Genomic DNA, 13,413 nt, shown 5'->3' with positions numbered 1-13,413 from the left:
ATGGTTCGCATTGGTGCATTCTTCGTCGGCCTGTTCTTTTCTGGCTGGCTGCTCGTAACCTTTCTGGTGGGTGCGGTCTCGTTCGTGTCGGAGCCACCGGCTCCCACGGCGGAGCATGAATTCCACCTCCACCCCAAGGAGGTCTCCTATTCCTTCAACGGTCCGCTCGGTCATTATGACAAGGCACAGTTGCAGCGTGGCTTCCAGGTGTTCAAGGAAGTCTGCTCGGCCTGCCACAGCCTGAAGTTTGTCGCGTTCCGCGATCTGGAAGCGTTGGGCTATAACGAGGCCGAAGTGAAGGCGATCGCCAAGAACTGGGCGATCAAGACGCCGGACGTCGACCCCAAGACGGGCGAAATGGCGGGCCGCGCACCGGTTCCGTCCGATCACTTCCCCAAGCCGTTCGCCAACAATGTTGCGGCGGCGGCGGCGAACAACAACGCCATTCCGCCAGACTTGTCGCTGATGACCAAGGCCCGGCATGACGGCAGTGCATACGTCTATTCGCTGCTGACCGGCTTCCAGGATCAGCCCGCCGAACTTCTCAAGGAGTTCCCGGATGCTAAGACGCCAACGGGGCTGCACTACAACCCCTATTTCGCCAACCTCAACCTGGCGATGGCACCTCCGCTGACCGCCGAAGGTCAGGTGACCTATGGCGATGGCACCAAGCCGACGGTCGACCAGATGGCGAAGGACGTTTCGGCGTTCCTGACCTGGACGGCCGAACCCAAGCTCGAAAACCGCAAGCGGGCCGGTGTTGCGGCGCTGTTCTTCCTGCTGATCGCGACGGGCCTTGCCTATATGTCCTATCGCAACATCTGGGCGAACACGAAGCACTGATCGACGCCTAAACGGGCTGATGCCCCATCGGAAAATGCGAAAGCGCGGGGTAACGCCCGCGCTTTTTGCATGGGGGACGGCGCTGGGGATCTGTGGCAATCGGGCGTCGATCCTCTTTCGCCGGGGAAGAAACGCCCTTATGGTTCGGCATTGATCCTTTCCACGGAGACTGACATGCTGACCCATATCCTGTTCGAGTGCGACGATGTTGCTGCACCGAACAACGCCTATGGCGCCTATCTGCGCGATCCGACCGGGAACAAGATCTGCGCCTTTACGGGCATGATGGGCTGACCGATGGCACTGGAAACCGTTTCCGCTAACCGCTCGCATGGCGGCACCCAGGGCGTCTACCGGCACCGGTCCCGGGAGACCGGCACCGACATGACCTTTTCGGTCTTCGTGCCCGACCACGCCGACGGCGCGCGTCTGCCGGTGCTCTTTTATCTCTCGGGTCTGACCTGCACGCACGCCAATGTGACGGAGAAGGGCGAATTCCGTCGCGCTGCGGCCGAGCACGGCCTGATCATCGTCTGCCCGGACACCTCTCCGCGCGGCGAAGGCGTCCCGGACGATGCGGACGGAGCCTATGATTTCGGGCTGGGCGCGGGCTTCTATTGTGACGCGACAAACGCCCCGTTCGACCGGCATTACCGCATGGGCAGCTATGTTGCGCACGAATTGCCGGGCCTGATCGCCGACCACTTCCCGGTGGACCGGTCGCGTATGGGGATCACCGGCCATTCGATGGGCGGGCATGGGGCGCTCACGCTCGCCCTCAAGCATCCCGAACTGTTCCGGTCGGTCTCCGCCTTCGCCCCGATCGTCGCGCCGCTGCAATGCCCCTGGGGGCACAAGGCGCTCGCCGGATATCTGGGAAACGACTGGCAGCAGGCCGGGCGCCGCTATGACGCCTGCGCGCTGATCGAGGATGGCGCACGCGTGCCCGAGATCCTCGTCGATCAGGGCGCGGCCGACAATTTCCTTGAAGAGCAGCTCCGCCCGCAGTTGCTGGTGGATGCCTGCGCGAAGGCCGGGATCCCGCTCATGCTGCGCATGCAGCCCGGCTATGACCACAGCTATTATTTCATCTCCACCTTCATGGACGATCACATCCGCTGGCACGCGGAACGCCTTGTCTGATCCCGCGACATTGGCGCTGGACCTGCACGACGCGCGCGCCTATCGTCCCGCCATCCCCGGGGAGTCACGCGACTGAGAGGTATGGGTAGCGCCATACGACCCGCCGAACCTGATCCAGCTAACACTGGCGGAGGGAGGGAGCGGTCTCGACCCGCCCTCGTTCCGTCATGCAAAGGAACGAGACCATGGCAGATCTACCCGCGCGCACCGAAATCGGCGTGACCACCGGCCCCATTCGCGGCAGCCGCAAGATCCACGTCCCCACCGCGAGCAACCCGGCGGTCAAGGTCGCGATGCGCGAGATCACGCTGGAACCCGGCTGCGGCGAAGCGCCGGTGCGCGTCTACGACACCTCCGGCCCCTATACCGATCCGGAAGCGCAGATCGACATCATGGCCGGCCTGCCCCAGCTGCGCCGCGAGTGGATCCTCGCGCGCGGCGATGTCGAGGACTATCAGGGCCGGGGCCTCAAGCCCGAAGACAACGGCCAGCTCGGTCCCGACCGGTCCGGCGGCGTGCGCCCCTTCCCCCACGTCGTGCAGCGTCCCCTGCGCGCCAGGCCCGGCGCCAACGTCAGCCAGATGCATTACGCCCGCCGCGGCATCATCACGCCCGAGATGGAATATGTTGCGACACGCGAAAATCTCGGCCGCGCGCGCCTCGCCTCCTATGTTCGCGACGGCGAGGATTTCGGCGCGTCGATCCCCGACTACGTCACCCCCGAATTCGTGCGCGATGAAGTCGCCCGCGGCCGCGCGATCATCCCCAGCAACATCAACCACCCCGAGTCCGAGCCGATGGCGATCGGCCGCAACTTCCTCGTGAAGATCAACGCCAATATCGGCAACAGCGCGGTCGCCTCCAATGTCGCGAGCGAAGTCGACAAGATGGTCTGGTCGATCCGCTGGGGCGCGGATACCGTGATGGACCTCTCCACCGGCCGCAACATCCACGACACACGCGAATGGATCATCCGCAACAGCCCCGTCCCGATCGGCACCGTGCCGATCTACCAGGCGCTCGAAAAGGTCGGCGGCATCGCCGAGGACCTGACGTGGGAGATCTTCCGCGACACCCTCATCGAGCAGGCCGAGCAGGGCGTCGACTATTTCACCATCCATGCGGGCGTGCGCCTGCCCTACATCCCGATGACCGCCAAGCGCGTCACCGGCATCGTCTCGCGCGGCGGGTCGATCATGGCGAAATGGTGCCTCGCGCACCACAAGGAGAGCTTCCTCTACGAGCATTTCGACGAGATCACCGAGATCATGAAGGCGTACGACATTGCCTACAGCCTGGGCGACGGCCTGCGCCCCGGCTCCATCGCCGATGCGAATGATGAGGCGCAGTTCGCCGAGCTCTACACGCTGGGCGAGCTGACCAAGCGCGCCTGGGAACAGGATGTGCAGGTGATGATCGAGGGGCCGGGCCATGTGCCCATGCACAAGATCAAGCAGAATATGGACAAGCAGCTCGAAGCCTGCGGCGAGGCGCCCTTCTACACCCTCGGCCCCCTCACGACCGACATCGCGCCGGGCTACGACCATATCACGAGCGGCATCGGCGCGGCGATGATCGGCTGGTACGGCACGGCGATGCTCTGCTACGTCACGCCCAAGGAGCATCTGGGCCTGCCCGATCGCGATGACGTGAAGGTCGGCGTCGTCACCTACAAGCTCGCCGCCCACGCGGCCGATCTCGCCAAGGGCCACCCCGCCGCCAAGGTCCGCGACGACGCCTTGAGCCGCGCCCGCTTCGAGTTCCGCTGGCGCGACCAGTTCAACCTCTCGCTCGATCCCGACACGGCCGAGCAGTACCACGACCAGACGCTCCCCGCCGAAGGCGCCAAGACCGCGCATTTCTGCTCCATGTGCGGCCCCAAATTCTGCTCGATGAAGATCACGCAGGAAGTGCGCGACTTCGCCGCCAAGCAAAACCAGAGCGCCGACGCCTTCATCGCGGCGGCGGACCCGGTGGACGCGGAGAAGGGCATGGAGGAGATGAGCAAGCTCTATAACGAGACGGGGCGCGAGCTGTATATCGGGGCAGGGGACCGGGAGCTGGATTGATAGCTTCACGCAGTAGTCGTGGTATATTGAAGAGCGATTGCGGATGGAACCAGAGTTTCCCGTTGAGTTTGTGGTGCAAGGGACGCCCGTATCACTACAGGCGGGAGGAAAATCCCGAGAGGACTGGAAGCTCCGAGTAAAAGAAGCAAGTTACAGCGGATTACCACAAATGCACATCTGGTACGAAGGCCCGGTAGCAATAAAGATTTTTTACTTTCCACCAGGTCAGATGATAGGGGATATCGATAATATTATTAAACCTATAATCGATTCCTTAAGCGAACATATAATAAAGGACGATAACCAAGTGGTCCGAGTAACCGCACAAAAATTTGAAGAGGGCCAGCCGGCCTCATTTTCAGATCCTAGCGAAGTGCTTACGACAGCTCTTACAGCTATAAGGCCGGTTACCTACATCCACATCTCGGACAACCCGTTCGGAGAAATCCAATGAGTCCTCAAGATCGTGAGCGGGCCATATTGGAAGAGGTGCAGAAAAACCTCATATCTGAAGGGTATGAAGTTGTCATATATCCTAATAAATTACTTGTTCCGCCGTTTTTGGGGTCCTTTCGTCCAGATGCGCTTGCATTCAGAAGCGATAAAAATCTTGTGGTGGAAATTGCAACGCAGAGTCCGTCAACTGAACGGAGGCTACGCGATTTGCGGGAAAAGATGGCTCACCAAACGGAATGGGGTCTACGGTTAGTATGGTCTTCCCCCGGCGCACATGCACGCGCGCTTCAGAGAGCTTCGACCGATTCCATAGATAACACTATCGAAGAAGTAGAAAAATTAGTGTCGTCTAGGTATTATAGGCCAGCATTAATGCTTGGATGGGCGGCGTTGGAGGCGCTAGGTCGGAATTTAATTCCCACAGCGCTGGCGCGTCCACAATCTCCAGCAAGGCTTATAGAACATATCGCATCGCGGGGCGTCCTGTCCCCTTCTGAAGCGGATGAGATGAGAGAATTAATTTCTAAGCGCAACCGTATTGTGCATGGCGAGTTACAAACAGACGTCCGGCGCAAAGATCTGCTCGAACTTATTAGAGTGCTAAAAATGGTGCGCGACCAAGTTACGTTATAGAGTGTCCGCTGCTTATCTCTGATCGCTCTCGTTGTCCTTCCAACACCCTGTCCTACACCCCCTCCCGTCCGCTACACCTCCCGCCATGCCCAAACGCAAGCGCCCTGCTTCGAAGGCCATGCCGGATCTTCCCTTCAACCCCATTCCGCTGCGCGAGCGGCATGACGGGTGGACAGCCGATCGGCAGATTGCCTTTATCGATGCTCTGGCGGCGAGCGGCTGCGTCACCGACGCGGCCCGTGCGGTGGGCCTGTCGGCGCGCAGCGCCTATCGGCTGCGTGCGCATCCCGAGGCGGGGAGCTTCAGGCTGGCCTGGGACAATGCGCTCGAATTTGCGATCCTCCAGTTGCAGGACGCCGTTTTTGCCCGCGCGATCAAGGGCGTGCCGATCCCGCATTATTATCAGGGCAAGAAGGTCGGCGAGCATCGCCGCTATGACGAGCGGCTCGCGCAGTTCCTGCTGCGCACCCGCCAGCCCGCCTATTTCGGCCGCGCGGCCGAGGCCGTCGCCATTCCCGTCCAATCGCACCAATACGCCATCGCGCTCGCCCGCGCGATCCTGTCGATGGAGCGGGACGGCGCGGACGCGTTCGACGATGCGGATGCCTTCGGCGGTGCGGATGCCCTCGATGAGACGGACGCCCTCGACGACACGGACGAAAGTCCCGCCCCCGGGGCGTGACCTTTGCGACCTTCCGCGCCCGACGGCCTAGTTCTTCATATTGTCCAGCCCCTTGACGACGCCTGTCTTCTGGCTGGGCTGCGACGCGTTCTGCTTGGGCGGTTTTTCGGCCTTGGGCTTGCGGATTTCCTTGCCGGATTTCTTCTGGCTCTTCGCCATGATTGTTCCTTTCGCGCGGACGGATCGACCGCGCAGCCAGCCTACGCCATAAAAGGGGTGGGCACCCGTACTTTCGCTGCGCATCGGCTAAGCGGAGCCGGATCGGAACCGCAGGGTGCCTGAAGGATTGTAAGTTTCATGAGTGCGACACGCCTGATTGCCCTGGGTGCCCTGATGCTGTCCGCCAGCGCCTGGGCGGAAACCCGCCCCCTGCCGCCCCGAGCGGGGGAGGGGATCCCGGATTATGTCTCGCGCCTATCGACCCTCGACCAGCGCGCCAATTCCGGGTCCGGCCGCGCGCTCAACGACGCGCGGCGCATCGGGGTGAAGGCCAATATCGACGGGCTGCGTCGCCTGCTCGACCGCTATCGCGCCGACAACGTCCTGACCGTCGATGAACGCCGCGACCTCAACCAGCAGTTTCAGGCCGTCAGCAGCAGCATCGATCGCGCCCGCTGACGGGCGGATGGTTCGGCGTCAGGCGACCGGCAATTCGGCGCGCTGCTCGGCCACCAGCGTGGTGATCGCATCGACAAAGGCATCGAGGTCGCCCGGATTGCGGCTGGTAATGATGTTGTCGTCCACCACCACCGTCTCGTCGGTCCAGATCGCCCCGGCATTTTCCAGGTCGACCGTCAGCGACGGCCAGCTCGTCACCTGCACGCCGTCGATGACATCGGCCTCGGCCAACATCCACGGGCCATGGCAGATCGCGGCGAGCACCTTGCCGCCCCGCTCGCACGCCCGCACGAGTTCGACCGCCTGCGTGTTCATGCGCAGCATATCCGGGTTCATCTGGCCGCCGGGAATGACGAGCGCGTCATAGTCCGCCATGCGCGCATCCGCGATGGCGAGGTCCGCGTCGATCGGGTCGCCCCAGTTCTTGTCCTTCCACCCGCGGATCGTCTCCGCATCGGGTGTTGCCACGTCCACCCGCGCGCCCCGTTCGCGCAGGGCGCGCAGCGGCACCATCAGCTCCGACTGCTCGAAGCCATGGGTAGCGATGATAAGGATGCGCGCGCCTTCGATGCGGCGTTCGCTGTCGTCCTGCCGCGTTTCGTTGGATGGGTCGAGTGCCATGGTCATTGCTCCGTCAGCTGGTCGAGGTCGTCGTCTGTCGTTTCCGTCGGGCCAAGCCGCCCTTCCTCGTCATCGTCATCCGGCTCACCCGCAAAGGCATCGGTATCGATGCGGCCGCTCGACACCATCTGTTCCATGGTGTCGACCAGATCCGGCACGTCGTCAGGAATAATCTGCGTTCGGTCGCCCGGCACGCGCTCGCTCTCACCGCTGGTCCCGCTTCGCTGTTCGATAACCTCATCCGCAACGGTTTGCGCCTGGCTGTCCTCGTCGCGCTGCTCGTCATTGTCCTCCACCACATCGGGAAGGTCGTTCGGGCGCGCGTCTGTGTCGTCGATCATGGTGATGTCCCGATGAGAGGGCTGGTAAAACAAGCGGGGCGGCGGATCGCTCCACCACCCCGCCCCTTGGGATTATACGAGAACGGGAAGGCCGTAATAGCCGCGTACTTCCCGGTCATAGGCGTCGTCGAACTGCCGATCTTCATGCATGCCGTAGCGCGGCGCGCCCTCAAGCTGCTCCTTGGTCAAATCGACGACATAGCCATTCTTGTCGACGTCATAGGTCAGCACATCCCACGGCAGGGGATGCACATCTTCGCCGATGCCAAGAAAGCCGCCAAACACCATTTCGGCATAGCGCGCCTTGCCGGATTGTTTCTCGACGAGAAAGCGCCGGACCGTACCCAGCCTGTCACCCTGCCGGTTATAGACCGCCGTACCTTCGACGCGATCCGACTCGATCAGGTTGTTTCCGCTGCCGATGTTCTGGTCGGCATAGGCGGTATCGCCGTCATTGCTTGTCATGTTCATCGCACTGTCCTTGGTTGGAACCGGGGAGCCGTTGTGCGGCTGGGCCGGAAAAGCGCGGAAGGAGATCGCCCGGGGATCGGCACTCTCCGTCCGCTCTCCATCAACGGGCAGCTCAACCAGAGGATGCGGTACTCATAACGGCCGGGCGCATGCGCGCCCCGCTCCGCCGAGAATACGGCTATTTCCCGACGAACAGGAAGCCGACCGCTGCCATGATACATCCAAAAGCGGCGAAGTGACGCCAGTGCAGCGGCTCACCAAGGACGGTGACCATGAACGCGCCGAAGATGATGAGGGCAATGGCCTCCTGCGCGATCTTGAGCTGTCCCGCGCTCCATCCGCTCGCGAACCCGATGCGGTTAGCGGGCACGGCAAGGCAATATTCGAACAGTGCCAAGCCCCAGCTGATCGCGATGACTGTGAGGAGGGGACGTGACGCCGCCACGGCGGGGCCACCTTTCAGGTGCCAGTACCAGGCCGTGGTCATGAACAGGTTCGAAAGGATGAGCAGGGCAATAGTCGGCATGGCGTAACAGTATCGCGAGATCGGGTACGCGCAACGGTGGCATTGAGAAATATTTAAGGCCGTACGCTCACAATGCCCCCATGTTCGGAATTGGTCCCCGCCTGTTCAAAAGTCGCTGGGCTGCCCTATTGTGGGCGGCGGGTATTGTGTGGATGGCTTATTCCTTTGCCGGTGACGCACCTGGCGAGGGAGAAGCGGACGCCGCATCGAACCAGCAGGCGGCGCTCATCGCCCACGCGCTCTAACTTTTGGCGAGGGTTTCCAGCCAGCCATCGACATTGACGAAATGCTGGTTCCAGCCGGGTGCGGCATAACCCTCCATGCGTGCAATTTGCCCGGCGCGGGCGGAGCTGCCCGGCTCCGCGTACGCCTTGATCCGTTCCATCCATCCCAATCCGTCAATTGGGCTGAGATAATCGGGGATGTCCTTGACGAGCTCTTGGAATACGCTGAGGCGGCTGGCGATGACGGGCGTACCAAGCGCCAGCGCCTCGACCAGTGGCAGTCCATAGCCTTCGACGAACGAAGGGAACAGCAATGCGCGGGCATGGCGCATGTACCGGGCAAGTAATGCGTCATTGCATCGGCCGAGCTCGATCACATGGTGGCGCAGAGGTTCGCATCGATCGAGCATGTCGACGGCCTGCTCGCTTTCCCACCCGCGCTGGCCAATGATAACAAGTTGGGGTGCTGCCATGCCGTGGCGCTCCGCCAGTTCGCGCCAGATATTGAGAATGAGGACGTGGTTCTTGCGCCCCTCGATGGTCCCCAGCATGACGAAATAGGGGCGGGAGAGCGGAGGAGTGCCAATACTTTCCGGCAGGCTGGCAAAGGCACCCGGCACGACAGGAGGAACACCAAGGGGCGCCACCACTGTCGCGGGGATGGGCAGGCGTTGGGACTGCGCATGACCGGTGAGGACGGAAATTGTTTCCGCGCTGTTGCCGATGACCCCTGTGCCGAGCGAGAGCAGCGTGCGCATCCGCTGGTTGTGCTTTTCCGGCTCACCGGGGCGACAATATTCGGGATGTGAAAGCGGGATAAGGTCGTGGACGAAATAGACCGGCTTTACTCCGGTCGTTCCGATCCACCGTGTGTGCCCCGCTGTGTTGAGCCCGGTATGCCCAACGTTGAGGTAGAGCGCCCCGTGCAGACGCCGCGCCGGGACGCGGGAGAGGAGCGCGCGGGGAAGCAGCCGCAACAGGCGCGCGCGCTGCAACGGTCCATCAGTAAGCAGAATATAGAAAAGAGCAGAGGACGCCGCACGGTCAAGCACTACCGTTGCCCCGCCCCTTTGTACCACTGCCAACGCGCGATCGCGATAATGCGCGGCATAGGCCAGGCAGGTCCGGTCGATGCCGGTCGGCAGACGACCCGACCAGCCTCGCCAGATCAGGCGGCTGACATCGAGAAGAAGAGGGGGAGAGTGCGCAGTCATCGGGGATGCAGGCCTAGCTCTGGAACATGCCCTTGTCCAATGCTCGTCTTAGGCGCGGCGGTCAGGCACGGCAGGACCGTTAAGTGGCAATTGCGTCGTCCGTTTCACTGTACGCAGCGCAAAGGCGGATTTTACCCGGGAGACACCGGGCAAACGGGTGAGCTGTTCGTGGATGCGTTCATAATCGCTGGCGTCGGCGACGATGACGCGAAGGATATAGTCCGCGTCGCCCGCCATCAGGTGACAATCCATCACGTCGTCGAGGGCGCGGACGCCTTCCTCGAACTCATGGAGATATTCCTGTTGTTGGCTATCGAGGGTCACTTGCACAAAAACGGTACCCGGCTTGCCGATAACCGTTTGGTTGAGAATGGCGACATAGCCCTCGATCAGTCCATCGTGTTCGAGCTTCTGGACACGTCTCAGGCACGAGGACGGAGAAAGATATACCTCTGCCGCCAATTCAACGTTAGTAAGCCGACCGTTCCGCTGAAGAACGCGAAGGATGGCGGTATCTTTTGAGTCTATCATAAAATCCGGCACAAAGTTGCAGTCGTGCAATGGCATATGCACGAATGTACCATTTACGTACGCAGCATCCAGCATGTTTGCAAGGACGTGTCAGCCACGTTCCAATAGGATGTAGTCGTAAAGAGCGAGGATAAATCATGCTGGTAGGTGTTCCCAAAGAGATCAAGACACACGAATATCGGGTGGGATTGACGCCCGCCTCCGTGCGGGAAATGACACATCATGGTCATGCCGTGATTGTGCAGGCAGCGGCAGGACACGCGATTGGTCTGGAGGACGAGGATTACCGAGCAGTGGGCGCGGAGGTTGCTGTTGACGCCGTCGAAATTTTTGCCCGCGCCGACATGATCGTGAAGGTCAAGGAGCCGCAGCCGCAGGAGTGCGCAATGCTGCGCCCCGGCCAATTGCTCTTCACCTATTTGCATCTTGCACCTGACCTGGAACAGACGAAGGCGCTGCTGGCGTCGGGCTGCGTTGCGGTGGCCTACGAAACGGTGACCGACCGCTTTGGCTGTCTGCCGCTGCTCGCCCCGATGTCCGAAGTGGCCGGACGGATGTCTATCCAGGCGGGGGCTCATTGCCTGGAGATGAATCAGGGCGGTCGGGGCATGCTGCTGGGCGGCGTGCCGGGCGTGGCGGCGGCAAAAGTTGTCGTGTTGGGCGGCGGCGTTGTTGGCACCAACGCCGCGCGCATGGCCATGGGCCTGGAAGCCAATGTGACCGTCATCGACAAGTCGCTGAGGCGGTTGCAGGAACTCGATTTACAGTTCGGATCGCGTATCAACACCGTGTTTTCCACTGTGGGATCGATCGAGGAGCATGTGCTGGGTGCAGATCTGGTCATCTGCGGCGTGCTGGTGCCCGGTGCCGCGGCACCCAAGCTGATCACGCGCGACCTGGTATCCCGCATGAAACGGGGATCGGTGATTGTGGACGTCGCCATCGACCAGGGCGGCTGCGCGGAAACGTCGCGCGCCACCACCCATGCCGACCCGACCTATATGGTAGATGACGTGGTCCACTATTGTGTGGCGAACATGCCGGGCGCAGTAGCGCGCACATCGACCTTTGCGCTCAACAACGCGACTTTGCCGTTCGCGCTGGCACTGGCGGATAAAGGGTGGCGCGCCGCCCTGAGTGATGATCCCAATTTGCGTGAGGGCCTCAACATTGCGGAAGGCAAGCTGACTAAACCTGAAGTCGGCGAGGCGCTCGGCCTTCCCTTTGTGCCGTTGGCAGATATCGTGAACTGAACCTGGTGGTCAGCTGGATGTGATGCGGTCGGCGTAGATCAGTGTGCCGGGGGCGAGGCGGCGCAGCACCCGATCAATGTCGTCCAGCGACACCGCGAGGCACCCCTGGCTGCGGCCGACCTTGCCCTGTATCTGAGCGATTTGCGGACTAACATAGGCGGCGCCATGGATGACGATGGCGCGACCTTCGGCATTGCTGTTGCTCGTATCCAGCCCAATAAGGCGCCGCGAGCGTCCATGCTGGCCTTCGTAGAGCGCGCCTGCCAGATATGCCCCGGACGAAGATGCTTCCGATCCCGGATCATTGGAAAAGCGGTGTAACCATCCGCTGTGAGCTGGGTCAGATCCCTTGCCGTGCGCGACAAGAAGCGATTCGCTTGCTCCGGTTTCGACATTGAGCAAATGGAAACGTGGCAGGCGTGACGTCTTTGCGAAATCGACGATACCGATCAGGTTGCCAGACGAGACCCGCGACCGGTGCACAGCCAGCGCGGCCATGGCGCGGGAGTGCAGTGCAGGATTGAGTCCCGCCGTTTCGGTTGTCCCGGATGCGGCAAACACTGCGCGGGGCAGCGCCAATGCTCCTCCCAGTCCCAGCAACGCCTGTCGTCTTGATAAATGCATGAGTAGGCTTTGGATCCAACGATCAAAAAGCGTGAGCAATAGCAGGATATTACCGCATCCCCGCAGCCTTGTCGACTGTCAGGTTCCGGTATAGCCTTACTTGCCGGGCTTATGCTCTTTCGATTTTGCCGCGGCAGGCTGCGCGTTAATGAGCACGGCCCCGGCGGGTAGCCCAGTGGTGCCCATGTCGCGCGCCCGGATTTCCGCCATGATCGTGCGTTTGGGATCATCGCGTTCGCGGATGGCCTGCTTAGTGGCCGGGTCTACAACGGGCGCATCTGCCAAAGCCTTTTCCCCGCCATGGCTCCATGCAAGGATGATCGACATGCGCCGGTTGCGAGGATCGTAGATGTCGCCGGGGATAAACGGTTCACGGTCGGCCACGCCCTCAATCTTGGCAAAGCGCGAATTAGGCGTGCCGAACTGCGCCAAGGCTTCCCGTGTCGCGTCGGCGCGAGAAGAGGAGAGCAGCCAGTTGTTCATCGTCCGTCCCGACGAATAGGGCAGACCGTCCGTGTGGCCGCGCACAATGATGTCGTTGGGCACGCCCGCGACGACCTTTGCCACTTCGCCCACAAGCGTGCGGGCGGCAGGTACGAGCCGGTCGGTACCCATGCCGAACATCGCGAAATCCGCCTCATCGACGAGGTCGATGCGCAGCCCCTCGCGCGTTTCGGAGAAGCGCACGTTGCGGGCCAGCTTGCGCAGCGCGGCCGTCATCTTCAGCTTGGCTTCAAGCTTCTTCTTGATCTCGTCGAATTTCTGCTTGTCGCGGCTCTTGCGGTCGCGTGCGCCATCGTCTTTCGTGCCCTTGGCGTCACGCGGGATTGTGATGGCAAGGTTGCCTTGACCGCCGCTTGTCGGGTAGTTTTCCTTCTTGTCAAAACTGTCGCCGCCGAACATGCCGTTGGATCCGGCACTGCCCTGCTTCATCTCGACCAGCGTCGGCGTGAAATAGTCTGCCAAGCCCTTGCGTTGCTTTTCCGTGGTTGCGCCGAGCAGCCACATCAGCAGGAAAAATGCCATCATGGCGGTCACGAAGTCGGCATAGGCAACCTTCCACGCGCCGCCGTGATGGCCGCCATGACCCTCGACGATGATTTTCTTTACGATGATAGGCCGCGGTTCGGGCTCGTTCGCCGACCGCTTACTGTTGCCCGCCAT

General features: G+C 61.7%; 17 protein-coding genes and 1 riboswitch. Of the genes, 8 read left to right on the top strand and 9 right to left on the bottom strand.

Annotation, left to right across the window (positions count from 1 at the left end):
- The 6 genes from FHS92_RS07885 to FHS92_RS07855 all read left to right on the top strand — a co-directional run bounded on the left by FHS92_RS07885 (position 1) and on the right by FHS92_RS07855 (position 5,826).
- Complete coding sequence (locus FHS92_RS07885) at positions 1-843, top strand: cytochrome c1 (protein ID WP_184079312.1); 843 nt, start codon at positions 1-3, stop codon at positions 841-843.
- 297 nt (positions 844-1,140) lie between these two features.
- Positions 1,141-1,986 (top strand): S-formylglutathione hydrolase, encoded by an 846-nt coding sequence (fghA, locus tag FHS92_RS07875; RefSeq protein ID WP_184079308.1) that lies wholly within the window; start codon positions 1,141-1,143, stop codon positions 1,984-1,986.
- 47 nt (positions 1,987-2,033) lie between these two features.
- Positions 2,034-2,139: riboswitch (TPP riboswitch) on the top strand.
- Positions 2,140-2,171: 32 nt separating this feature from the next.
- The gene (gene thiC, locus FHS92_RS07870) at positions 2,172-4,055 is read left to right on the top strand and encodes a phosphomethylpyrimidine synthase ThiC (protein WP_184079305.1); all 1,884 of its coding nucleotides are present in this window, start codon (positions 2,172-2,174) and stop codon (positions 4,053-4,055) included.
- 43 nt (positions 4,056-4,098) lie between these two features.
- Entirely contained in the window at positions 4,099-4,509 is a 411-nt protein-coding gene (locus FHS92_RS07865; RefSeq protein WP_184079303.1) for a RusA family crossover junction endodeoxyribonuclease, read from the top strand.
- Complete coding sequence (locus FHS92_RS07860) at positions 4,506-5,144, top strand: hypothetical protein (protein ID WP_184079301.1); 639 nt, start codon at positions 4,506-4,508, stop codon at positions 5,142-5,144. Before FHS92_RS07865 ends, FHS92_RS07860 begins: the two co-directional genes overlap by 4 nt.
- Before the next feature lie 118 nt (positions 5,145-5,262).
- A complete protein-coding gene (locus FHS92_RS07855; RefSeq protein WP_221230966.1) occupies positions 5,263-5,826 on the top strand; it encodes a hypothetical protein in 564 nt (187 codons plus the stop codon).
- Between the two features lie 27 nt (positions 5,827-5,853).
- Here the strand turns inward: FHS92_RS07855 and FHS92_RS18535 are convergent, their stop codons facing one another.
- A complete protein-coding gene (locus FHS92_RS18535) occupies positions 5,854-5,985 on the bottom strand; it encodes a hypothetical protein (protein WP_281377775.1) in 132 nt (43 codons plus the stop codon).
- Between the two features lie 138 nt (positions 5,986-6,123).
- Here FHS92_RS18535 and FHS92_RS07850 point away from each other — a divergent pair, with 138 nt between their 5' ends.
- Complete coding sequence (locus FHS92_RS07850) at positions 6,124-6,444, top strand: hypothetical protein (protein ID WP_184079297.1); 321 nt, start codon at positions 6,124-6,126, stop codon at positions 6,442-6,444.
- An 18-nt stretch (positions 6,445-6,462) separates the two neighbouring features.
- Here the strand turns inward: FHS92_RS07850 and FHS92_RS07845 are convergent, their stop codons facing one another.
- The 6 genes from FHS92_RS07845 to FHS92_RS07815 all read right to left on the bottom strand — a co-directional run bounded on the left by FHS92_RS07845 (position 6,463) and on the right by FHS92_RS07815 (position 10,447).
- The gene (locus FHS92_RS07845; RefSeq protein ID WP_184079295.1) at positions 6,463-7,065 is read right to left on the bottom strand and encodes a type 1 glutamine amidotransferase domain-containing protein; all 603 of its coding nucleotides are present in this window, start codon (positions 7,063-7,065) and stop codon (positions 6,463-6,465) included.
- Between the two features lie 2 nt (positions 7,066-7,067).
- Positions 7,068-7,406 carry a hypothetical protein gene (locus FHS92_RS07840; protein ID WP_184079293.1) on the bottom strand — a complete coding sequence of 113 codons (339 nt, stop codon included), beginning with the start codon at positions 7,404-7,406 and terminating at the stop codon, positions 7,068-7,070.
- 72 nt (positions 7,407-7,478) lie between these two features.
- A complete protein-coding gene (locus FHS92_RS07835) occupies positions 7,479-7,871 on the bottom strand; it encodes a PRC-barrel domain-containing protein (protein ID WP_184080243.1) in 393 nt (130 codons plus the stop codon).
- A 184-nt stretch (positions 7,872-8,055) separates the two neighbouring features.
- Positions 8,056-8,403, bottom strand: a complete 348-nt coding sequence (locus FHS92_RS07830; protein ID WP_184079291.1) for a DMT family protein — start codon at positions 8,401-8,403, stop codon at positions 8,056-8,058.
- A gap of 241 nt (positions 8,404-8,644) precedes the next feature.
- Positions 8,645-9,841 (bottom strand): glycosyltransferase family 4 protein, encoded by a 1,197-nt coding sequence (locus FHS92_RS07820; RefSeq protein WP_184079287.1) that lies wholly within the window; start codon positions 9,839-9,841, stop codon positions 8,645-8,647.
- A gap of 48 nt (positions 9,842-9,889) precedes the next feature.
- Positions 9,890-10,447 carry an Lrp/AsnC family transcriptional regulator gene (locus tag FHS92_RS07815; protein WP_221230965.1) on the bottom strand — a complete coding sequence of 186 codons (558 nt, stop codon included), beginning with the start codon at positions 10,445-10,447 and terminating at the stop codon, positions 9,890-9,892.
- Positions 10,448-10,509: 62 nt separating this feature from the next.
- Between FHS92_RS07815 and ald the strand changes: the two genes are divergently transcribed.
- Positions 10,510-11,625: an alanine dehydrogenase gene (ald, locus tag FHS92_RS07810; protein WP_184079285.1), complete on the top strand. Its 1,116-nt coding sequence runs from the start codon at positions 10,510-10,512 to the stop codon at positions 11,623-11,625.
- Positions 11,626-11,634: 9 nt separating this feature from the next.
- Here ald and FHS92_RS07805 read toward each other — a convergent pair whose 3' ends face one another.
- Together FHS92_RS07805 and FHS92_RS07800 are read right to left on the bottom strand one after the other, a co-directional pair.
- A complete protein-coding gene (locus FHS92_RS07805; protein ID WP_184079283.1) occupies positions 11,635-12,249 on the bottom strand; it encodes a murein L,D-transpeptidase catalytic domain-containing protein in 615 nt (204 codons plus the stop codon).
- Between the two features lie 96 nt (positions 12,250-12,345).
- A complete protein-coding gene (locus tag FHS92_RS07800; RefSeq protein ID WP_184079281.1) occupies positions 12,346-13,413 on the bottom strand; it encodes a flagellar motor protein MotB in 1,068 nt (355 codons plus the stop codon).

Source organism: Sphingobium subterraneum (assembly GCF_014199435.1).
GTDB lineage: Bacteria > Pseudomonadota > Alphaproteobacteria > Sphingomonadales > Sphingomonadaceae > Sphingobium > Sphingobium subterraneum.
Note: the sequence above shows the minus strand (reverse complement) of the source record. Positions and strands in the feature narration are given on the sequence as shown.